Origin of the sequence: Cytobacillus stercorigallinarum (assembly GCF_014836495.1) — a bacterium.
GTDB classification, from domain to species: Bacteria; Bacillota; Bacilli; order Bacillales; family Cytobacillaceae; genus Cytobacillus; species Cytobacillus stercorigallinarum.
The window spans coordinates 80,112-102,224 of the sequence record NZ_JACSQT010000011.1; the positions used below are offsets into that span (position 1 = coordinate 80,112).

The window sequence follows — 22,113 nt, forward strand, 5'->3', positions numbered from 1 at the left end:
GCCATGTCGCCATTATTCATTTATAAACAAAAATAATTTATCATTTTGATCATTGATTGTCAATCACTCACTTTTTCTTCTTACCAAAAACTTTTACGCCCATTACCCAAAATATAATCATTAAAATCGTACTGACAATTAATACAGGGATTGCTCCAAACTGAATAATAAATGGAACTGCGGCAGCTGTAATAAGCCCCCCACCGACCATCGGTTCAAATACAATTTGTTTATAGCCAAAGGCATTAAGTGCAGGCGACTTGTTTTCTGGATCGACTGTTTTCATTAGCATAATTCCTGTTGCAGCCACACCTGTAGACTGTCCGAAATCTCCCAATCCTCTTTCAAACCAATACTCAGGTATCATACGTGGCCCCAAATATAAGAACAACACCACATTCAAGACAATCCCAGCAATCGCTAAAATAATAAACGGAATGAAATTGTCACCAATGACCTGCAGACTGAGTGAAGCCATTGCACTAATGATTAGAAAATCAAGAGCTACCCCTTGAATACGATTAATTAATTCGCGATCAACTAATTGATATCGATCAAATTTGGATAAGAATAATTGTAACAATATTCCCCCTATCATTGCGAACGGAAATAAAGGCACATATTCGAATAAATAAACACCTAAAGCTTGCCCATAAGTAACAGCCTCAAGCCATTGAAACGCTTCCAATAATAAGAAACCAATGAAAATAGATAGCCCAACAAATCCTATATGAAGCGTTAACGGCTCAATAGACATCGGCGAAGTTGTTTGCAAACCCGCTGATGAACGGTTATCGACTTTAATAATACCTGATTGCTCCTCTACAGAAATCTCATCAGGGTGATTCAATGTTTTAGATTTGCCATTACGTGCTCCCCAATTGATTAAAATCATCCCTACGATGATACCTGCAAGAATACCGACTGTCGACAAACCAATTGCCAAATCATAACCTTCTTCAAAACCTAAAGATGTAAATGTTCCTTGTAAACCTGCCGCTGTTCCATGACCACCAACAAAGGCAATCTCAATTAAAGCGCCCGCAGCAGGACTAAGGCCAAAAAGAGGTGTAATGATGGTGATAGCAAGTAAAATACCCACTACATATTGTGCAAAAGAGAGTGTATAACCTAAAGCAATATGAGGCCCACCAATCCGCCACATTTTTTTGGGATTAGGAAGTTTAAATCCTATAAAAAGACAGGCAAAAACAATATTAATTAAAAGACCAGGCAGACTAGCCCAAACGTCGACCATTTCAGATGTAAAAATCCCACCCTCAATTCCGAGGAGCCTTCCTAATATTTCTGGTCCCAATATAAGTGCAATGAAACCCGCAATTAATGATGTCGGTAAAAACAATCTTTGAAGTAATTTCACTTTAATTCTTACCCATTTCCCAAGCACTAAAATAATCGCCAGGATAAGAACCGAAAAAGCAGCAATCGTTAAGTCCATTTATTCATCCCCTTTGTAATTCTTTTAATTTTCCCTTTTTTCTTTAAAGGAAACATATAGAGAGTGACCCGTGAATTATACTACACGCTGAATAAACTTGTCACTTGAGAGGATAAATATCAAAAATTCCATTTATTCCGTGGCCACCGAAGAACTAAATAAAAACGGTCCATTTAAAGTTTCTCTCCAGACAATCCGTTTCATTCAATAGTCGTCTGAAAAAATCTACAATTTGGAAATAGGAAAAGTTTGGTTTATCAATCGTAAACATGATGCTAGATGCAAAAAAGGTCTGTATCATCAATACATGACGATAAAGACCTTTTTCCCATTTTTTCAGTGACCTCATTATTATCTACTAATATCCACTCGCAGCCCCATCACCACGAGGATCGGCTCCGCCATATTTTACACCAGTCTGTTGATTAATTAGAATAGCACCCGCGTGCCCCATTACATCTGTAAAGTCTTCTAATACTTCTACTTCATGCCCTCTTTTCTCGAGCTCTAAGCAAATGGATGCACTTATTCTTCCTTCTACTTTCAAACTGTTAGATGTCGCTCCCCATGTTCGACCATATAACCATCTCGGTGCCTCAATGGCTGATTGGATCGGATAATCGTAATCTATGATTCTCGTCACAAGGGCTGCTTGTGTTTGTGGTTGCCCTTCCCCTCCCATCGTTCCATAAATTAAATACGGTTGATCATTTTTAAATAACATCGCAGGATTTAATGTATGATATGTTCGCTTTCTTGCTTGCAGGCAATTGATATGACTTTCGTCTAATGAAAAATAACTGCCTCGATTCTGCAAGACGATACCTGTATTTTTCGGAATAAAGCCTGATCCGAACTCATGATAAATACTTTGAATAACCGAAACTGCGTTGCCTTCTTTATCAACAACACCTAGCCAAATCGTATCCCCCTTAGGATCAAGTTGTTTTTCAAACGGCCTCACTCTAGTAAAATCAATTGATTCGGCTAGTTCGATTCCTCTTCTCACAGACAATATTTCATCTAGAGGAATCGTAGCAAAATCTGGATCAGTCAAATATTGATCACGATCAACGAATGCCCGTTTTGTTGCCTCTGCTAATAAATGATAATAGTCGGCTGAGCCTTCCTCTATGTCTGAGAGTGGGAATTGATTCAAAATATTTAAAATGGATAATGATGCAAAACCCTGAGAATTAGGTGGGACATTGAACACTTGATGATTGCGATAACGCACAGAGATTGGTTCTACCCAATTGGACTGATGATGCCTAAAATCGTCAATGGTTAGCATCCCCCCGTGATGTTGCAGGTCAGTTGCCATCAACTTCGCTAATTCTCCTTCATATAAAAACGAACCACCTTCTGCTGCTAACCCTTCTAATGTTCTTGCTAAATCTGGCTGTTTCATAAGGTCACCTGCCCGATAGGAAAGACCATTCGCTTGTAAAAACACCTTTTGAAATTCAGTAAAACGTTGGAGGTGACGGAACTCATTATCCTTTTCATCCAAATTGATATTAGTCCAATAAACTTGACTAGGAGTAACAGGAAATCCATCTTTGGCGTAATGAATAGATGACTGCAATAACTCAGACCATTCAACCGTGCCATTCATATAATTCTGTGAATATTGATAGGCCTTCTCCCACCCAGCCACAGCACCCGGAACGGTATTGGCAGCCAAAGCTCCTCTTGAAGGAATCTTGCTGTAGCCTTGCTGTTGATAAAACGGGATTGTTGCCCCTTCACCCGAACGGCCACTACTATTTAATGCCTTTAATTTTTTCTGCTTCGCATCATACACAAGCCAGAAGTTATCCCCACCAATCCCGTTCATATGAGGGTAAACTACACCAATTGTGGATAATGCAGCAATTGCCGCTTCCACCGCGTTACCGCCAGCTTGCAACACCTTCAATCCTACTTGAGAAGCTAAATAATGTGGTGTTGTGATTATTCCATTTGCTGCCATCGTTGTTGGACGGTACGATTGTTTGTCCCTACTCATCTTGTCACCTTCCTTTTAGCAAACAACATTTCCCTCACCCATTTAATAAGAGCGATATCTTGATGGTGATTGGCAATAAAAGAGAGACCAATTGGCAGGCCGTCTTTATTTTCAAACGGAATAGTGACCTGTGGAAGACCTGTTAGACCTGCGATACAAGTGAGTTGCATTAACTGGTGTCGATATTGTTCTAACTCTTCACTTGGTAAATTTTTCAACGGGGCAACATCTGGTGCCGTAGGAATGACTAAGATACCATCCTTTTTAAGTAGAGATGAAAGCTGATTTCTAATTACATTTTGTTTTTCCACTAGTGCTGGAAGTTCACTTGGATTTAAAGTTGACGTCCATTGAAACCTTTCGGCGATACCAGGTCCGAAAGTTGGCTGCTCCTTGTTAATCCATTCACCATGTGCTTGCCAGATTTCCGTTCCTTGTATGAATCTAAATAATTCTGTCCATTTTACCAATCCATCAGAGGCAATGTTTACATCTTGTTTAGAAATATTTATTAAACTGTCTAGCAATATTTCTTTGTTTTCTTCATCAATCAACCGCCAAGCCTCTTCCTCATAATAGACATGCCGAAAAGAATGATCTTTTACTTCATCATTACTTATCAGCACTTCTCCTACCTTTAATAAGATGTCTATGTTTTGCGACATCCAACCGACAGTATCAAAGCTTTTGGCAAGCGGAATTACACCGTTCATATTTACTTCCCCGTGTGTCGGACGGAATCCAAAAATCCCACAGTAAGATGACGGGATACGGACAGACCCACCTGTATCCGTTCCTATTGCAAAATCTACAAGTCCTGACGCAGCAGCAACAGCTGAACCGCTCGAAGAACCTCCAGGAATACGGTTAGGCGTGCGTGGATTAACCGGTGTACCGTAATGATGATTTTCTCCGTTTAAACTATACATTAGTTCATCCGTATGTGTTGTCCCTTGCAGTCGCGCGCCATTTTTCAACAAGGATTCTATGACGGTTGCATTTTGTTGACCCGGTCCGTGGGTATGATACCAACCAGGATTTCCAGCTGTATTTTTGTAATTCGCGATCTCAAATACATCCTTTATAGCAAACGTCAATCCATTAAGGGACCCACTGCCTGTTGGTTCCAGTATAAAATCAGCTTTTACAAAGGCGTTTCCATTATATTTCATCATTTTCCACCCACCCTATGTATTTTGACTATTTTTCAAGTTTCTCAAAGATTGCTTCTTTTGTTTGTTGAATATGAAGTGTGATTAATTGATGTAATGTGGCAATATCCTTTTTGTTGAGCGCTACAAGCAATTGGTCATGTTCTTTTTGCGAGATGATTAAATCGTCTTGTTCGACAGAGTAAATATTCATATATGGTTCCACCCTTCCCCAGACAATACTTAACATCTCAAGCATCGGCTTCGATTGGGCATACGTATATATCAACAGGTGAAACTGTCTATTTAACTCATTCCATTCCACCGGTGATGTCAGTTTCTTCTTCATCTCCGTTACCATTTCGTTTAACTCAGCTAGCGCTACACGATCAATATGCCTATACGACCATTCCATAGCCATCTTCTCTAATGTTAACCTAATTTCAAATAATTCAATTAATTCCCGCGATGAAAGCTGTCTAACAAAAATACTCCTCCGCTCAAAATGAACAAAGCCTTCTGATTGTAATTTATTCAATGCTTCTCTAACCGGCATCGTACTCACATTCAATTGTTCAGCTAATTTTCTAATAGAAATTCTTTTACCCGGTGGGAATAGACCATTCATGATGTCTTTTCGCAGACGGTTATACACTTCTTGAGATAATGTGGGGACGGTTATTACTTCGCTTGTACGCATATGGGGGATCGTCACCTCCTTTATGTGATATGTGATCACAGCTATAGTTTCTATGATACCTATCACATGGAGAGCCGCAATGAATCTGTTAGAAAATATGACAAGAAAATTTATTAAACTTATAAACTATATTGAGACAAAGAAAGAACCTTCGCTCTCAGATGGTGCTGTATCCCTATCCAAATACTCATTCAGCTTCCCTTCATATTCAACCTGTATAGAGGGGATATTACGGAGATCATACGGCGTGATTAATGAAAGTGGTTTTTCAAATTCGATACTGTCAGTTGCGTGGATGACTGAAGCCACAAACTGAGAACAGAAAAAAGCTTTTCTCCTTTTCAAAGGTTTATTAAACAGCACGCCAAATAGACCAAAAAGATTATAACGATAATCCTCCTTTTCAGATTCAATTGTAGCAATATATTGTTCCATTTTCCTCAGCTCTTCATGGTTAACTGTGAAAGAATAAATGATGCAATCCGCATGTTTCAATAACCCCTTATTTATATCCTCCACGACAAACCCACCGATAAAAGGATTCCGCGGCTTTTTCCTGCCAAAACTATACACTTTTGCTAATTCATGATCAAAAGCGATAGAAGCATGATTATAACTCCTCTTCGTATAGACTTTTATCAATTTCGTAAAATACGTACCTGTATCTGTTAGCAAAATATAAACCTTCTTGTCACCTAAACCCATAACCTTCTCTCCTCTAGCCACCATTTTTTCCGATTGCATAAAATAATCATACAAAAGGAATCATGGCTGATTAACTAGCTAGAGACTAAAATTCCGCTAGGTCTTTGGTCGTAATTCATCATATACTTAATACCTTTTCAGTTGGACGAGCAAATCTCTTTTGCTCTGCTATCTTCCTAAATTTTTCTCTGGATGCACGAGCAATTCTCTTTTGCTCTGCTATCTTCCTTGATTTCTCTCTAGATGCACGCACTAACCTCTTTTGCTCTGCTATCTTTCTTGATTTCTCTCTAGATGCACACGCTAACCTCTTTTGCTACGCTATCTTTCTTAATTTTTCTCTAGATGCATGTGCAATTCTCTTTTACACTGCTATCTTCCTTGATTTCTTTCTAGATGGCTAAATATGAAAAAACCCGAATCCATATATGTGGACTCGGGTTCATCGATAGTGTTTTATTTCTTCCGCATTTCCTTTTGAATTTTCCGTAAGGCTTTCTTCGATCCGCGGTTAATATCATGTTCCATTTTCCTTGTAGCGAAATCAGTGAATAATGTTTCTAAGTCGTAACCTTCTGGATATAGTTCATGTGCTGGGAGATTTAAAGTAATTCGTTTTACATTTACTTCAATCATTTCTCCTTTATAGTAGACCACAACATTATAGAATTGATCCATTTCTTTGTAGATAATCGCAAAGTCATTATGATCCAATAGTTTTACTCTGTCACCTTTTTTATAATCATATTTTGCTGTAATTGCTTCACTTCTGAGTTTTGGCTGACGGATTTTATCTGGATTCACTTGCTTTAGTTGATAATCTTTATTCTCCATATAAGCTTCTGCTCGCTTTAATACGGATTCTTTTATATTCATTTTGCGAGAAATCCATAATGCGTTGCTATCCCCTGATTCGCCAATAACTAACTGATACAATGGTGACAATGTTTCTTGATCAAATTGCATCGCTGCGTTCATAAAATCACTATGCAATTCTGAATAACGTTTGATTTCTCCATAATGGGTAGTCGCAATGGTGAGGCAGCCCATATGGTAGAACTCCTCTAATATTGCAATCGCAAGTGCTGCGCCTTCATTCGGTTCTGTTCCACTACCGATTTCATCAAATAATAAAAGCGTACGATGGTTAGAAGCGCTCATGATTTCCGACAAGTTTTTCATATGAGATGAAAACGTACTTAATGCATTTTCGATACTTTGATTGTCGCCAATATCAACGAATATATGTTCAAAAATAGCGATTTCCGTCCCCTGCTCTGCCGCAATATGAAGCCCTAACATTGTCGCTATAGTCAATAGTCCAATGGTTTTTAATACAATAGTCTTCCCCCCTGCATTAGGACCGGTAATGATTAAACTTCTATACTCTTTACCAATCTCAAACTGAAGGGGTACGGCATCTTTTGGCAACAGCGGATGCTTGCCGTTCACTATTTTAATATAACCATGATCATTGACTATCGGCTGTATGCCAGCAATCTGCTTACTATATTTTGCCTTGGCAAACACCATGTCATACTGGCTAATTAACTCCATATTTACTTTCAACTTTTGCAATTCTGCTACTATGATTCCTGAGAGTGTCGCTAATATTTGGTATTCTTCCATCTCTTCATCTGCTTTAAGGCTCGCTAATTCTGCGCTTAACTTCGAGATCGTCTGAGGTTCGATAAAAACAGTCGCACCTGTTGAAGATACTTCGATAACGGCACCTGGCACTTGACCTTTATAAGAAGCTTTAATCGGAATCGTATATCTGTCATCTTTTTTACTAATAAAAAATTCTTGGATATACTTCTTATTCGTACTATTATTTAAAAATTTATTTAAACGCTCACTGATTTTCTCTTCTGTTGCTTCTTTTTTAAAACGTATTCTTTTTAACTCTCTACTTGCCGACGAATCAATTCGACTGCCCTTAATCGTGAAATTGATCTCTTCCTCTATTGTCTTCATTTCAGACATCGACTGAGCATAAGAAGCAAGCGTTGGTGCGAAAAACTCTTTGCTTTGCATGAATTGTTTGATTTTGCGACAGCCTCTTAAAAAGTCAGATAAGCTAACTAAATCACTCGGTTGCAAAATAATGCCCTTTTCGAGTGAATCAATAATACTTTCAATGTTTGTAATACCTACAAAAGGAATATGGCCCTCGGCATCTATGATTGCTCTGGCTTCAGTAGTTTCCTGTAGGCGGTTGTTCACCACTTGTATATTTGTACTCGGTTCTTGTTTGTCGATTAGCCTTTTACCTAAACCGCTCACACAATAAGATTGCACAATCTGTTTTAATTCGTGATATTGTAGTTTTTCAAATGTCATATTATTCAATTTCGATGCTCCTCACTTTTTTTCATTGTGAAGACACCTACTTATTAGATTCCAATAGATTTTAAACAGAAAAAGCCGCAGGGATACCCCGCAGCTTTTACATTTATAAGGCAAGAAGACGTCATGAACCATAGCATAGCTATCCCTGTTCATCACATGCTTTATAAAGTATAGTAGGTATCTTCATAGGTTGAAATCAATCCATAACAAATAGCAGGGAATCATTAAGAAAATTTTTCCCTTTTGTTATTGCATTCATTTCAAATTTTAATTGCCTATTTAGAACCTACTGCACTCATAAATGCACCTCTCCAAATTCATATGGAATCTAATTACTAAGCATCATATCATATCGATAAAAAGAAGTAAATATTCATTTTTTTCCTTATGAATGATTGTTTCTGTCAAAATCATCAAGCAACGCACGTGCTTCATCCGTTGACTTTGTATTCATTAACTGATTTCTTAATTCTCCCGCTCCTTTAAAGCTGCGGACATAAATTTTGAAAAAGCGATGAAGGCCGGTATATGGGCGCAATTCTAACCCTGCATATTGATCATGAAGGTCGAGGTGCAACCTTAAAAGATCTAACAATTCTTTACTACTATGCTCTTTCGCTTCCTTTTCAAAAGCAAATGGATTCTTAAAAATACCTCGACCAATCATCACACCGTCAATACCGTATTTTTCTGCCAACTCTAATCCCTTTTGTCTGTCAGGAATATCACCATTAATCGTTAACAGCGTATCAGGTGCCACCTCATCACGAAGCTTTTTAATTTCTGGAATCAGCTCCCAGTGCGCGTCTACCTTACTCATTTCTTCTCTCGTACGAAGATGAATAGAAAGGTTGGCAATATCTTGTTTTAAAATATGCGTCAGCCAATCACGCCATTCGTCGATTTCACTATAACCGAGCCTTGTTTTTACACTAACAGGCAGTCCCCCTGCTTTTGCAGCAGCAATCAGCTCAGCAGCAACATCCGGACGGCAGATCAATCCGCTACCTTTACCGTTTCCAGCGACATTGGGAACAGGACAGCCCATATTAAGGTCAATACCTTTAAAGCCTAGTTCCGCCATACCCATACTCATTTCACGAAAGTTCTCCGGTCTGTCTCCCCATATATGCGCCACCATCGGCTGCTCATCTTCAGTAAAAGTTAAGCGACCACGGACACTTTTTTGTCCATCAGGATGACAATAACTCTCCGAATTTGTGAACTCAGTAAAAAACACATCTGGCCGTGCTGCTTCACTAACGACATGACGAAAAACAACATCCGTCACATCTTCCATCGGCGCAAGCACAAAAAATGGGCGTGGCAACTCACGCCAAAAATTTTCTTTCATCATGTATTCAATCCTCTCACGGTGAAATATCTATTTTATTTATCAATCATTCCTTCTAACTACACTTATAGCATGTTTACACATTGCTTTTCAAACAACAGTTAATTTTGACATTTATAGTTTAGCATATCGGGGATCAGATGGTGTGTATGAGGAGCTCACTTTATGACCCTAAATGAATGACAAGATTTTCGCTAGGATATTGACGAAGATACGATTTCAAAATGTAAACATACGAAATAAAAAGCGAGGAATCGTGAGGTACTTAAAATTTTTCAGCCTCAAGCCTTAAACCAATATACACAAATAGCCCATACTCTTTAGAAAATAATGGATATATAATATACATAAACTTTCTCTCGGGAGGAATCACATGTATATATCAAATAGAATAGGCTTCTTAAGTTGGGGGATGACTTGCCTATACTTTCTTATTGAACCTTTCTTCATTCTTACCTCAACAGCACCTTATAGCTATTTACATCACGCTATGAGTGACCTTGGTGTAACGACCTGCGGCGAATTCACCTATGCGTTTGCACCTTATGAAATATGCTCCCCTCATCATGTAGGGATGAATTTACTCTTTCTATTTAATGGATTAACCTTTTGTATCGGAGTACTATATCTCTCCCAATATTTACAGAAATCTTTGATTCATCGAATGGCAACATCATTTATCCTTTTAATCGGCATTTCTACCTCTATCTCAGGCTTAATCCCTGCTGATGTCAATTTATTGGGGCACTCTATTCTCGTATGGGTCGCAATGCTAACCGTATTCCCAGGCCTATTCATTTTCGCAAAAAAACTTACAGCGATTAGAAAATGGACATATTATTGCTTAGCCAGCTTAATATTCATTACTATTCTGATTTCACTTGTGCCACTCTTTCCTCTCCCTTCAGGATTACTTCAAAGACTTTTTTATTTCATATTGTTTATTTGGGGAATGGTTTCCACTTATCTTTTAATTAAGCGTTCTAAACCTTTGCCTGCGTCCAAATAAGGTGCGGGCTTTTCTTCAAACATCTTTTCTATTTTGTTCAAAAGTCTAACAAAACATTTCGGTCATTATGCAAGAAAAAAGCACTTTGGCTAACCATCTAAAGAAAAAAGCAGCAGGATTCCCTCCCACTGCTTTTATTTATATCAAGCTCCCCTATATTTAATCGTTAGACCTTTTAAGAAGTTCCTAGCAAAGTGATCTAAGCACACTTTATAATTTTTATGCCCTTCTTTTCTTAGAAAAGCGCCAATTTCTCCTTTTGAAACGTTGAGTCCCGCTTTTCTAAAGATATCAATCATGTCATCTGTTGTTAATGCCAAGGCAATTTTAACTTTCTTTAAGAGGATGTTATTGATATGTCGATGGCTGTTAATCGACGGGTCCGGTGTATTGGCTTGTCCCGGTTTCTGCTCTTGTTTTCCTCTTTTATAAATAATGAGACCATTTAAGAACGAATTCAACATCGCATCGGTTAATTCAATTCGGTTATCCGCCTCATCTTCATCAAACTTTTTAAGAATCTTCACCACTTCTGGCACTGAAACTTCTTCCTCACCTAGCTTAAAAATCTCTGCCATTTCACTATTTTTAATATCCAACGCATAACGCAATCGGATTAAAAGATCATTATTATCAACCATACTTATCGCTCCTATCTTGAACAGACTTTGCTATGTAGCGTTAAAGCCATTGTTCTATTTTAACATTGTCATTGCTATGCAATCCACTTATGAAGAAATTGGCTACTATAAATCAAAAAGGGGGTCATTACCGAGGCTATCTTTTTCATCTTTCAAATCCTTATATACTTCTCCATAAAACAGGCACAATGCCCATTTTGAAGAATATAGTAAGTATTGTATAAATTAACTTTGAAAAAATAAGGAGATTATTTATGTACGGAAATTATGGATTTCAGCAACACCCGAGTTATGGTTTTCAAAGAAATAATAATATGGAACACCACACACTCCAAGCAATTGCTCCTGCGGTAAATCACGGGCTTCGTGAGGCTCAACACTTAGGTTATCAACATGCTTTAAAAGAAGCTGTAGCAATTGGTTACTTAATTGGTAAAGGATACAATTTTGAACAAGCTTGGCAACTTGTTGAATCATGGTGGAGACCACCAGGTAGTTCACTTCCACAGCAGTATTAGTCAATGATGACGAGCCTCTTTAGGCTCTTTTTTCTTTTTACTATTAGTTTATTTTTTACTGAATGGATAACGCATTATGCTCTGATATTAAAATAATGTATATTTCATTTGCTGCTGACAATGGCTTACATATTATTAACTCTAAGAATTTCCGCTATATCATCATGCACTCGTTCCATAGGGGATTAATTCCTATTCAATTCTTCCACTATTTTTTGTTTACATTCTTTCACTAAATCTAACGGTGAATCTGGAATGCTATCAACGATCGCCTGAATGGCAGGCTTTTCTTTTATCTCTTCCGATGCTACTTTTCTCCATAATATCTCCGCTCCTAATGCTTGAACTGACAAAAATTTAGTTTGCTGAACAACGTGAAGCAATAGACGATTAAATTCACTCTTATCTTTGCCTGTTTGATTCCAATATTCTATACCTTGATAAATTAAATCCTCATTTTCCGAGTTTACAAGCTTTTTTGCATCAACTAAATTAGGGTTACGTAGGAATTGATTAATCTCTTCTTCATGGTCATATGATATTTCACTCTCATCTGGTACGAGCTCGTTCATAAATTCATAAAATGTTGGGAATAACTCGATTAGCTCACCTGAATCAGAGATCAAATAAGCAACTTTTGGGTTATTTTGAACCTCACGATAATCTAACACAATAAAATAATGGCCATCGCCAGAAATAACGATAAGGTGATTGTTATCAATTCCCCACTCATTCAATAGATACCCGGTCTCCATGATACCTTTATCTTCTTTAATACCGAGGAGATAATCAATTGCTAGCGTATGTTCATTATCTATCTCTACGCCTATGTTGATGCTATCTTTCAAAAGGTATCCGCCATTTTGTATACGAAGTAACTCCACATACTCCCTTGGCAATTTCACACCAAAATATTCCTCAGCTTTCCATACATCTTCTTTTGTTAATTTCTCTAACACGATACCGCTAGCATAAAAAGGTCTCCACATATTTATAGTCATCCACCCTCTAAAAATCCTTTGGTCTTACTATTATTTTATCAAAATATATGTAAAAAAGGGGAAAACAACCTAGCAGTTAAGCTCTTAGTCAACACATAAAGTTGAAAGTGGAGACCTAAAACCATTTGTTCGGCTAACTTTGATGATTTTACGCTGGATGTACGAGCAAAATTCATTTGCTACGCCATCTTCCAATTTTTCATACCTGATGCACGGGCAATTCCCTTTTGCTACGCCATTTTCCAATTTTTCAAACCTGATGCACGAGCAAAACCCTTTTTCATCGCTTATATGCTCGAACCAAACAAATCCATGTTAACATCCACTCCATAAAAAAAGAGAAAGGCAGTGTGAGTTTCAACTCACCTTACCTTTCTCGCAAATATAATTAATTTCTAATTAAATAATCAAATGCGCCTAATGATGCGTTTGCACCTGATCCCATAGAAATTATAATTTGTTTGTACGGGTTGTTCGTACAGTCACCTGCTGCAAATACGCCAGGGACGTTTGTTGCACCATGGTTATCGACAACGATTTCGCCTGTTCTTGTACGTTCAACCGTATCTCCTAACCAATCCGTGTTTGGAACAAGACCAATTTGAACAAAGATTCCTTGTAATTCAATATGGTGTTCTTGCTCTGTTTCACGGTCTAGATAGGTGAGGCCATTCACTTTATCTGTACCCGTGATTTCAGTTGTTTGTGCGTTTTTAATCACTTTTACATTCGGTAAGCTATAAAGTCGCTCTTGTAGGACCGAATCTGCTCTTAGTTCTGCACCAAATTCAATGACAGTTACATGTTTAACGATACCTGCTAAGTCGATTGCTGCCTCAATGCCTGAATTACCGCCACCGATGACCGCAACATCTTTGCCTTCAAATAATGGGCCGTCACAATGTGGACAGTAAGCGACACCTTTATTTTTGAATTCTGCTTCACCAGGTACACCAACGTTTCTCCATCTTGCACCTGTAGAAAGAATGACTGACTTACTCTTAAGAACTGCACCATTTTCTAATTCCACTTCAATGAGTTCTTTTCTTTGTAAGCTTTTCGCGCGTTGAAGATTCATCACGTCAACATCGTATTCTTTCACATGTTCTTCAAGACTAGCTGCAAGCTTAGGGCCTTCTGTATACTTCGTACCAATGAAGTTTTCGATGCCTAGTGTATCCATGATTTGTCCGCCGAATCGTTCAGCAACAACTCCTGTACGGATACCTTTACGTGCCGCATAAATCGCTGCACTCGCACCTGCTGGTCCACCACCAACAACTAGCACATCAAATGGATCTTTATTCGAAAATTCAGCTGGATCTTCTGTGCTACCCATCTTCGCTAAAATTTCGTCTAAAGTCATACGTCCACTACCAAATACTTCTCCATTAAGGAAAACAGTTGGTACTGCCATAATGTTTTTGCTATCGACTTCTTCTTTAAAAGCCGCGCCATCGATCATTGTATGTGTAATGTTAGGGTTTAACACACTCATGATATTCAAGGCTTGTACCACATCAGGACAATTATGGCATGTCAGACTAACGTAAGTTTCGAAATGAAATTCCCCTTGAATATTCTTTACTTGTTCCATCACCTTATCATCTACTTTTGGCGCGCGGCCACTTGCTTGTAATAAGGCTAATACTAAGGAAGTAAATTCGTGACCAAGAGGAATACCAGCAAAAGCGACACCTGTATCTTCACCTATGCGATTCACGCTGAAGCTTGGCGTTCTTTTTAAGGTAGCTGTTTCTACCTTAATTTTAGATGACATGGTTGCCAGTTCATCAACGAGAGCCAGCATATCTTTTGATACGTCATCTTCTCCAGTACTTACTTTCAGTAATACATCGCCCTCCATCAGTTGAAGATACTGATGGAGTTGCTCTTTAATTTCTGCTTCTAATATCATGGGGTTCCACTCCTTAAATTTTGCCGACTAAATCAAGGCTTGGCTTAAGTGTAGTAGATCCTTCTTTCCATTTTGCCGGGCAAACTTCGCCTGGATTAGAACGAACATATTGAGCTGCTTTAATTTTATCGATAAGAATGCTTGCGTCACGGCCAATACCATCAGCATTGATTTCAACTGCTTGAATGATACCATCTGGATCGATAATGAAAGTACCACGATCTGCTTGACCTAATTCTTCAATAAGAACATCGAAGTTACGAGAAATTGTATGTGATGGATCACCAATCATTGTATAAGTAATTTTACCAATTGCTTCTGATGTATCGTGCCAAGCTTTATGAGTAAAGTGAGAGTCTCTTGAAACAGAGAATACTTCTACACCTAGTTCTTGTAGAGCTGGGTATTGATCTTGAAGATCTTCTAGTTCTGTTGGGCAAACAAATGTAAAGTCAGCTGGGTAGAAACAAACGACACTCCAATGACCTTTAAGATCTGCTTCAGATACTTCAATAAAATCTCCATTTCTATATGCATGTGCGTTAAATGGTAATACTTCTTTTCCTATTAATGACATGTTGTAGTCCTCCTAAAAGTTGTTAGATTTAATTATAGATGAAAAAGAGTGAAAAACCTTTTCAATCTATAATAATTATTAACTAGCACTTATTATTATATTACTAACATTATATTTGTCAATTAAAAAGCGAGAATAATTTTAAATAAGGCGCTCAATCTTTTTTATAAAATAACATAAAAAATTCAGTTTAAACGGCGATTACACATAAAAAAAGTGAATATCTATCAATATGTTACATTATTGTGAAATAACCCAACTACTAACAAAATATCATTCCAATTGAGAATAGATGGTTTTAAATGAAAAATTTTTCCGTAACAAATGGATTACTTGAGGCGACTTTTGGAAAACGAAAGACGCTCTATTGAATCTCTAACTCGAGGTAGGATGACATAAAAAAAGAAAGTGGAAAGTTCCACCCCCTCACTTTGACTTCATATTGATTCAAATACTAGCCTTTATAGCAGCTTTATCAAATATCAAAATCGAAATACATCGTATGAATGAATACATGTTCTCCGTCGATTTTTGTAGGAAGCTACCCCCTTGGACATCCTGTGTTGCCAACGGTTAGTTTCTCCTACCCTACGAAAGTATCAAACTACTTCATCTCTAATCTCAATATAAGCTGTTCGCCAATTTTCCCTATTTTCCGCTCACCGGTATCAACAAAGCCAACATTCTTGTATAAGTTCTGTGCGGGAAGATTTTTATGATTGACCGCCAAAACCACTTCATTGCAATCGGGAAAATGAGTGGTGATAAACGCTTTTAAATCGACCATCGCTTCCTTAGCATACCCTTTACCCTGATGTTTGTAATCTATAGAAAGAGCTGTCAATAACATTGCATGAGGATTGGTCGTATATTCACTTACTCTTTTTGTACTATGTAACAGGAAAAAGCCTACCGGAACTTTTTTTGAAAGGATCACCACTCGATATTGCCCATCAGAAACAGCTACTTTTTCCTTTGGTAATGCTGTAAATTTCGCTTGCGTTTCTGGTAATTCGAATCTATTTAAAATGTCTAAGTGCTCCTCGCGATAAAATGCTAGTTGAACTTCTTCAGATGTATTCAGTCTCATTCTCTCCTTTTTACTATATTAAGTCTGCTATTTGCTTTTTAAGTAAACCACATCATCATCCCAGGCCACTTCAAATGGGCGCTGTTCATCCGCCTTCAGGACAAAACCAGCAGGAATTTGACTTGCATTTTCACTCATAGAAATACCATACCCTGTATTTTCTGGGTAACCATATACATAACAAACTACTTGATCATTCTTTATAAATACAATTTGGTTCATTCCTTCATTTACTGTTTCACTAATAGTATCCCATTTATATCCGACCGTTTCATATATCCACTCTTTCGGAGTATAAGGACCAAAGAAATAAACTTTATCCCAATCAAATGGGGTGATATCCAATAAATTCACCTCTTCTATAGATGATTCAATGGATAATACCTCTTCTTTCAATAAATCAGCATTCACATCCCAGATATCTTTCTTGAAAAAGTTGAATAACATCACACAAACGACACTAACCAACATGATACTAACTATGACTTTCGTTTTTTTGTACTTCATTTATATTGAACCCCTTACTTTCATCATGATTCTAGCAAAACCTACTATCCCCTAATCGTTTGTTCTTCTATGAATTCAATATTTCTTTTCTGTTGATGATAGGTAAGAATATGTTCTACTAAATGGGGATATAGGACGATGTTATTTAATTCAGATAATTTAATCCATTTTACATCTATTTGATTAGGATCAGGATACTTTGGTTGTTTAGGAACAGAGGCATTTGTCAGGGTACATTCAAAAATTAACTGCAACGAATGAATATCACCAGATTTATGCGCATTCAAGTGGGGAGCATACTCATATATAAATGCTAAAGGACCTACTTCTACGTCCACTGATGCTTCTTCTTTCGCTTCTCGCTTCACAGCTTCAATGACTGATTCATTCGGTTCTACACCGCCTGCAGGTAAATTATAATGAACGCCTCTCTCATCTTCATATTCAATCAAAAGAATCGAATCATTCTCAATGATCAGCGCACATGCCCTCACTCTTATTGGATAAGTCATTAAAATCCCACCTTCTATTTATATAAGCCTATTATACAGTAAATATGGTAATTTTCTCCTTGTAATTAAACAAAAAAAACATTTGGCTCCTCCTTCGCCAAATGTACTGACAGCCACTGATGCTATCCCCGCTATCAATAAGATAACAATTGAGTATGAATCGCACTTTAACGATATGTAAAAAGTTTATTGATTTCTGATGTCAAAGGAAGTTAGATCTCTCCACCCATACACGATCTCCGTGTATTTCTCACCAGCCATATTCATTTCAATAGAATCAATCTTTTCACCACCAAGGGCTTCATAAAATCGATGAGAGTAATTATCCTCCACAACTAGGACGAGCATTGATTGATATCCTTTTTGTTTCAGTTCAGTAGTAACGGCTGCAAACAGAGCCGACCCCACTCCTTTTCTTTGATACTCCTCTAATAAATAAATCGCATATAGTTCGCCATCAAAAGCATCGTACTTCCCACTTCTCTCTTTCCCACCCGAAGAAAATCCAATGATTTCACCCACCTCATTTTCAGCTACATATACGCCACCGAGAGGAATATTGTTTTTCCATAATGTTTCCCTTTTCTCATACGAAAGCCCATTTAAATATTCTTGTGGAAAAATAGCAGCATAGGTGCTGCGCCAACTATCGACATGTACTCTTGCTATACCCATGGCATCCTCGATAACCGCTTTTCTAATGGTAAAAGAAGTTTGATTCATTGTTTTTCTTCTCCTTTATGTATGGTCATTAAGTCTTGGTTTTATATTCTTAATATTTCTTCAATATAAGTCGGTTTTTATGCTAATATTCAATTATTAGGGTAGGGATATTTTTGGAAAGAAAAAGCTTTTTTCTATTTTCATCTTCAGCTTTGTATTATTACTTAGCGCCTGTAGCGATTCAGCTATCTTTGAGGTTTATAAAGGCAGCGCCTTGACAATTGCCGTCGTTAGTGAACCACCTAAAAAAAGGAAGACAACATTCAATTCTTTGAAATGTCCTTTCATGAACTAGAAACAACCGAACGTTCTTTTTGATGCCGTTACTAAAGAAAACCTCACAAAAGCATCTGAAAAACAATATGGAAATTTTCACTTACATTCACTCATTCTCTTCTTTTTTATCTCAGCCAATAGTATTTCTCCTTTATATATAAGAGAATACATTCAACAAAAAATGGCAATGGTCGCCCGACGTAAACTATGCTGTCGGTATTCTCACCTCAAAAGAAGAGGATACAGCGAATAGTATAGAATACCGATTATATCACGATGAATTTACAGATGAGTATGTAAAGGACGTATACACTCGCATATTTACAACCATTAGTGAACTAGATAACGTAAATCCATAGAAAAGTAGGACCACGGAGAGCAGGAGTGCCATGAGCTTGCTCCAATAAGTTATACGAAAGGAAGTCTATGACCTTGATACTCATTTTCTTACTGATCCATATAATCGTGGGGTTGATTCTTATATATACTTATAAAAAATTACCGTCTCTCATTTTTACATTTATAAGTGTTTTTGTCATCATGAGTTTTATTTATTGTTTAGCAGTCCTGCTCCATTCATAAATTGACCTATTGATTCATATTTACTTGGATTTTATTGATTATTTTCTTATAGAGTAAGGGGTTAACAATCCTTATGATAAAGTACAAAATACTCAAGCCTAAAGTAATGACAATAGAAAAGTAAAAAATACTATCGAATAGGATGGACACGGCCAAATGCCCCTTAGTCATTTGTGAAATAATAAAGGAAGAAATCACGACAATAATCCAAGACGACAGTATTTGCCTCACAAAATCATTCGTTCGTCTAGCAATAATCTTTGGTAACAGATTAAACAGAAAATAGGTAACATAGATGTAGCAAAAAAGAAGTCCTGAACCTAATATCACTTCCATTTCTCTATCCCCCCATTTTTTCAACTTTCTCAGCCATGCCATTTGCTAGCCCTTAAAGTAATAATAACTTTTTTCTTCTACCTGTATCCTAAATGTATGCATTCTCTCCATTTCAAATTCCATACTAATTATAGCAATATTTTCCATATAAATTAAATGACTCACACTAAATTACAATTGTTTCATCACATCTCTATTTAATATTATTTAAGAGAAAAAATAGTTCCCACCACTTAGTTTCACAGTATAATATTACCATAATTCTTTAATAGAAAGGTGAGTAAAATTGTCTAAAACAAAATCTTTAGCACACGATGCAATAATAAAGGCATTAGATTGGTCTTATGATAAAGCAATTAATGGTGGTGTACCTGGAATGGACACCGCCATAGAGTTAGCTGATAGTTACTTACAAAAAAGTGGGACCTTAGATGAGAAGGTTAAAAGTTTAATACTATGGCAAAACACCAAAAGTGCTACTATTGGATTTTTAACAGGTTTAGGAGGAATTATTGGTGGTACCGTAGATGTGGTTGCTACTAATACTATAGGGAATATTGCTTACAAGCTATTTATTCAAGAACAAAATTTTAAAAGTAATAATGATCCTGAGATTATTGATATGGTATAGCATTAGAAGGTCTGGTTTAATTTTTTTATAAGTTTAAGAACTTACGAGGAAACGCAGCAAAATAATATAGGGGCCTTAGAAAATATTGAAGGTGAAAAATTGAAATTATCCAAGATATTTAAATTTATAATTGAATTAGGCCTGCCTAAATGGGTGGTTATTACTTTTGCAACTTTAACAGTCGCCCATATTTAAAACTGCTTTGTTTATTATCATCTGTGGCGGTATATTTGCTAAAAGACTTATTAGCAAAGTTTAGTCTGGCAGATACAGAAGAAATTAAAAAATTGACACCGGAATTGATTTAGATAGAAGCTTGATACAATACCCTAATTTCTAATAAGTAGATATCTCCCTTTATCCCCCTCTGCTACTCTCCGTTCGATAAAGGGAAACGATCAACGAGAGTCGCTATCGCTCCTCTCTTTACTTTTTATTTTCTACACATTAATAAAAAATCCAATAAGAGAACGAGCTTAGCAAGTAACCTGTGCTCCTTGACCGCAGGAAAGGGCACCAATGAAAATGCTAAATGAATTATTCAACTCCTAATAAATCGCTAATTTCTTTAAGTGCTTTAGAGGTTTTAGCATGATTTAACCAAACAGGGTTAACCAGCTCTTTAATATTTGTAAGTATTTCTACTATATCCATATCGTTAACAACAGTATTAACAGGCTTTAATTCCCCATTAACTCTTGCAAGAAACATCCTTTTAGCCAGTTGAATATTTAATGAAAATGCAAAATCAATAATGGTAGAACCCTCTGGTAATGACACCACATCCATTTTAGGAGTAAAGACTGTTAATTCCTTTTGAAGTAGTTCAAAGGAAATTAATTCTTCAAATTCAATCGGATTTTTAGTAATAGATTTTATAGTATGTATAGAGTCTCCTAATAAATTTCTACTTAAAGTCTTTACTTCTCCCTCTGTTAAACCATTTTTCAATAAACTAAACACTCCAGTGTCATTCATATTCTTATCTCTCTCAGATTGAATTATAAAATTCACTTCTATATTATTGATTAGCACTTTTGTGTTTATTTGTTTTAAGAATGGTGATACCTCTATTGCGATATTATCTGTCATTTGATGTGCCAAAGGCTTATACAATTTATGTATCATACCTAAAGCGGTATAGCAATCGATTATTGAATTTGTAATAACTTTTATAAAAAACAACTCAGATAGGTCATGCTCTTCTTGTAATAAGGAGTAGGATTTATACAATGGTTTTTGGCTCCATTCCAGATCAACAATTAGTGAACCTCCTTCTTTCTGTATCTCTTTAGAGCAGTTATTAAATATATCTACAAAAATATTGGAGTAATTATTTATTAATTTTTTTATGTTATTGAATTTAGGAGGGTTTAAATAACCAAAACCAATTTCTTCTAACTCTTCTTGAAGTTTATATAAACCTAATCTTTCTGCAAGAGGAGAGAAAAAGATTAAAGTTTCATTGGCATAGGGAACTTTCTTTTCTACTCTTTTAACAGCTAGTGTTCTCATGTTATGCAACCTATCAGCGATTTTGATAACTGCTACCCTAATGTCTTTTACAGAAGCTGACAGCAATTTCTCCGTATTTATTGCACTATACTCTTCTTTTTTTAACTTTCCTTTTTCCACTTTAGTTAAGCCTTCTACAATGTTTGAGACCTGTTTGCCGAACTTTTGCTCAATTTCAGTGATAGATACATGCGTATCTTCAACAACATCATGAAGTAATGCTGAAATTAGAGATGTATTATCAGCATGATAATTCATTAGGATTTCACACACTGCTATTGGATGGGTGATATAAGGTTCTCCAGTAGCCCTTTTTTGTCCAAGGTGGGCTTTATCAGCAAAATCAACAGCTTCTTTCAAAAGTTCTATTTCACTCTTTACAAGATAATTACTCTTTGTGATAAACCCTTCCTTCAAAGCATTCACCCTGGTATCCTCCTTTTTTGAATAATTATAACACCCAGGATTTATTTTCCAATAAAATCTCTACATTTTTTCACAACTTTTATTTAACACCTTTACTTTTGGGATGAAACCAGAAAAAA

20 protein-coding genes are annotated in these 22,113 nt (G+C 36.7%); 3 read left to right on the forward strand and 17 right to left on the reverse strand.

The window, feature by feature from the left end; translation table 11 throughout:
• Positions 1 to 67 precede the first annotated feature (67 nt).
• The 7 genes from H9655_RS18480 to H9655_RS18510 all read right to left on the reverse strand — a co-directional run bounded on the left by H9655_RS18480 (position 68) and on the right by H9655_RS18510 (position 9,732).
• Positions 68 to 1,459 carry a sodium/glutamate symporter gene (locus H9655_RS18480; protein ID WP_191816728.1) on the reverse strand — a complete coding sequence of 464 codons (1,392 nt, stop codon included), beginning with the start codon at positions 1,457 to 1,459 and terminating at the stop codon, positions 68 to 70.
• A 358-nt stretch (positions 1,460 to 1,817) separates the two neighbouring features.
• Positions 1,818 to 3,470 carry a gamma-glutamyltransferase gene (ggt, locus tag H9655_RS18485; RefSeq protein ID WP_191816729.1) on the reverse strand — a complete coding sequence of 551 codons (1,653 nt, stop codon included), beginning with the start codon at positions 3,468 to 3,470 and terminating at the stop codon, positions 1,818 to 1,820.
• Positions 3,467 to 4,642 (reverse strand): amidase, encoded by a 1,176-nt coding sequence (locus tag H9655_RS18490; RefSeq protein ID WP_191816762.1) that lies wholly within the window; start codon positions 4,640 to 4,642, stop codon positions 3,467 to 3,469. The genes ggt and H9655_RS18490 overlap by 4 nt, the downstream gene beginning before the upstream one ends.
• A gap of 28 nt (positions 4,643 to 4,670) precedes the next feature.
• The gene (locus tag H9655_RS18495) at positions 4,671 to 5,321 is read right to left on the reverse strand and encodes a GntR family transcriptional regulator (RefSeq protein WP_191816730.1); all 651 of its coding nucleotides are present in this window, start codon (positions 5,319 to 5,321) and stop codon (positions 4,671 to 4,673) included.
• A gap of 126 nt (positions 5,322 to 5,447) precedes the next feature.
• Positions 5,448 to 6,065 (reverse strand): hypothetical protein, encoded by a 618-nt coding sequence (locus tag H9655_RS18500; protein WP_225230747.1) that lies wholly within the window; start codon positions 6,063 to 6,065, stop codon positions 5,448 to 5,450.
• A 417-nt stretch (positions 6,066 to 6,482) separates the two neighbouring features.
• Positions 6,483 to 8,378: an endonuclease MutS2 gene (locus H9655_RS18505; protein ID WP_191816732.1), complete on the reverse strand. Its 1,896-nt coding sequence runs from the start codon at positions 8,376 to 8,378 to the stop codon at positions 6,483 to 6,485.
• A 385-nt stretch (positions 8,379 to 8,763) separates the two neighbouring features.
• On the reverse strand, positions 8,764 to 9,732 hold the full coding sequence (locus H9655_RS18510; protein ID WP_191816763.1) for a tRNA dihydrouridine synthase: 969 nt from the start codon (positions 9,730 to 9,732) through the stop codon (positions 8,764 to 8,766).
• A 373-nt stretch (positions 9,733 to 10,105) separates the two neighbouring features.
• Between H9655_RS18510 and H9655_RS18515 the strand changes: the two genes are divergently transcribed.
• Complete coding sequence (locus H9655_RS18515; protein WP_191816733.1) at positions 10,106 to 10,741, forward strand: DUF998 domain-containing protein; 636 nt, start codon at positions 10,106 to 10,108, stop codon at positions 10,739 to 10,741.
• A 143-nt stretch (positions 10,742 to 10,884) separates the two neighbouring features.
• Here the strand turns inward: H9655_RS18515 and H9655_RS18520 are convergent, their stop codons facing one another.
• A complete protein-coding gene (locus H9655_RS18520; RefSeq protein WP_191816734.1) occupies positions 10,885 to 11,382 on the reverse strand; it encodes a YehS family protein in 498 nt (165 codons plus the stop codon).
• Positions 11,383 to 11,636: 254 nt separating this feature from the next.
• On the opposite strand from H9655_RS18520, the gene H9655_RS18525 reads away from it, so the two are divergent.
• The gene (locus H9655_RS18525) at positions 11,637 to 11,900 is read left to right on the forward strand and encodes a hypothetical protein (protein WP_191816735.1); all 264 of its coding nucleotides are present in this window, start codon (positions 11,637 to 11,639) and stop codon (positions 11,898 to 11,900) included.
• A 185-nt stretch (positions 11,901 to 12,085) separates the two neighbouring features.
• Here H9655_RS18525 and H9655_RS18530 read toward each other — a convergent pair whose 3' ends face one another.
• The 8 genes from H9655_RS18530 to H9655_RS18565 form a co-directional block, all read right to left on the reverse strand.
• Positions 12,086 to 12,901 (reverse strand): SMI1/KNR4 family protein, encoded by an 816-nt coding sequence (locus H9655_RS18530; protein ID WP_225230748.1) that lies wholly within the window; start codon positions 12,899 to 12,901, stop codon positions 12,086 to 12,088.
• Positions 12,902 to 13,289: 388 nt separating this feature from the next.
• Positions 13,290 to 14,819: an alkyl hydroperoxide reductase subunit F gene (gene ahpF, locus H9655_RS18535; protein WP_191816737.1), complete on the reverse strand. Its 1,530-nt coding sequence runs from the start codon at positions 14,817 to 14,819 to the stop codon at positions 13,290 to 13,292.
• Positions 14,820 to 14,832: 13 nt separating this feature from the next.
• Positions 14,833 to 15,396, reverse strand: a complete 564-nt coding sequence (gene ahpC / locus H9655_RS18540) for an alkyl hydroperoxide reductase subunit C (protein ID WP_191816738.1) — start codon at positions 15,394 to 15,396, stop codon at positions 14,833 to 14,835.
• Between the two features lie 604 nt (positions 15,397 to 16,000).
• Entirely contained in the window at positions 16,001 to 16,486 is a 486-nt protein-coding gene (locus H9655_RS18545; RefSeq protein WP_191816739.1) for a GNAT family N-acetyltransferase, read from the reverse strand.
• A 27-nt stretch (positions 16,487 to 16,513) separates the two neighbouring features.
• Positions 16,514 to 16,993 (reverse strand): hypothetical protein, encoded by a 480-nt coding sequence (locus tag H9655_RS18550; protein ID WP_191816740.1) that lies wholly within the window; start codon positions 16,991 to 16,993, stop codon positions 16,514 to 16,516.
• A 44-nt stretch (positions 16,994 to 17,037) separates the two neighbouring features.
• Complete coding sequence (locus H9655_RS18555; RefSeq protein ID WP_191816741.1) at positions 17,038 to 17,505, reverse strand: NUDIX domain-containing protein; 468 nt, start codon at positions 17,503 to 17,505, stop codon at positions 17,038 to 17,040.
• 186 nt (positions 17,506 to 17,691) lie between these two features.
• Entirely contained in the window at positions 17,692 to 18,228 is a 537-nt protein-coding gene (locus H9655_RS18560; protein WP_191816742.1) for a GNAT family N-acetyltransferase, read from the reverse strand.
• A gap of 864 nt (positions 18,229 to 19,092) precedes the next feature.
• Positions 19,093 to 19,422 (reverse strand): hypothetical protein, encoded by a 330-nt coding sequence (locus H9655_RS18565; RefSeq protein WP_191816743.1) that lies wholly within the window; start codon positions 19,420 to 19,422, stop codon positions 19,093 to 19,095.
• Between the two features lie 286 nt (positions 19,423 to 19,708).
• Between H9655_RS18565 and H9655_RS18570 the strand changes: the two genes are divergently transcribed.
• Positions 19,709 to 20,053, forward strand: a complete 345-nt coding sequence (locus H9655_RS18570) for a hypothetical protein (RefSeq protein ID WP_191816744.1) — start codon at positions 19,709 to 19,711, stop codon at positions 20,051 to 20,053.
• Between the two features lie 537 nt (positions 20,054 to 20,590).
• Here the strand turns inward: H9655_RS18570 and H9655_RS18575 are convergent.
• A complete protein-coding gene (locus tag H9655_RS18575) occupies positions 20,591 to 21,994 on the reverse strand; it encodes an HD domain-containing protein (protein ID WP_191816745.1) in 1,404 nt (467 codons plus the stop codon).
• Positions 21,995 to 22,113 lie beyond the last annotated feature (119 nt).

Bases quoted from the DNA above. Each gene is read 5' to 3' on its own strand.
- ahpC (WP_191816738.1), bottom strand. From the start codon at position 15,396: ATGTCATTAATAGGAAAAGAAGTATTACCATTTAACGCACATGCATAT.
- ahpF (WP_191816737.1), bottom strand. From the start codon at position 14,819: ATGATATTAGAAGCAGAAATTAAAGAGCAACTCCATCAGTATCTTCAA.
- H9655_RS18495 (WP_191816730.1), bottom strand. From the start codon at position 5,321: ATGCGTACAAGCGAAGTAATAACCGTCCCCACATTATCTCAAGAAGTG.
- H9655_RS18555 (WP_191816741.1), bottom strand. From the start codon at position 17,505: ATGACTTATCCAATAAGAGTGAGGGCATGTGCGCTGATCATTGAGAAT.
- H9655_RS18500 (WP_225230747.1), bottom strand. From the start codon at position 6,065: ATGCAATCGGAAAAAATGGTGGCTAGAGGAGAGAAGGTTATGGGTTTA.
- H9655_RS18525 (WP_191816735.1), top strand. From the start codon at position 11,637: ATGTACGGAAATTATGGATTTCAGCAACACCCGAGTTATGGTTTTCAA.
- H9655_RS18545 (WP_191816739.1), bottom strand. From the start codon at position 16,486: ATGAGACTGAATACATCTGAAGAAGTTCAACTAGCATTTTATCGCGAG.
- H9655_RS18565 (WP_191816743.1), bottom strand. From the start codon at position 19,422: ATGGAAGTGATATTAGGTTCAGGACTTCTTTTTTGCTACATCTATGTT.
- ggt (WP_191816729.1), bottom strand. From the start codon at position 3,470: ATGAGTAGGGACAAACAATCGTACCGTCCAACAACGATGGCAGCAAAT.
- H9655_RS18560 (WP_191816742.1), bottom strand. From the start codon at position 18,228: ATGAATCAAACTTCTTTTACCATTAGAAAAGCGGTTATCGAGGATGCC.
- H9655_RS18515 (WP_191816733.1), top strand. From the start codon at position 10,106: ATGTATATATCAAATAGAATAGGCTTCTTAAGTTGGGGGATGACTTGC.
- H9655_RS18550 (WP_191816740.1), bottom strand. From the start codon at position 16,993: ATGAAGTACAAAAAAACGAAAGTCATAGTTAGTATCATGTTGGTTAGT.
- H9655_RS18520 (WP_191816734.1), bottom strand. From the start codon at position 11,382: ATGGTTGATAATAATGATCTTTTAATCCGATTGCGTTATGCGTTGGAT.
- H9655_RS18480 (WP_191816728.1), bottom strand. From the start codon at position 1,459: ATGGACTTAACGATTGCTGCTTTTTCGGTTCTTATCCTGGCGATTATT.
- H9655_RS18490 (WP_191816762.1), bottom strand. From the start codon at position 4,642: ATGAAATATAATGGAAACGCCTTTGTAAAAGCTGATTTTATACTGGAA.
- H9655_RS18510 (WP_191816763.1), bottom strand. From the start codon at position 9,732: ATGAAAGAAAATTTTTGGCGTGAGTTGCCACGCCCATTTTTTGTGCTT.
- H9655_RS18530 (WP_225230748.1), bottom strand. From the start codon at position 12,901: ATGACTATAAATATGTGGAGACCTTTTTATGCTAGCGGTATCGTGTTA.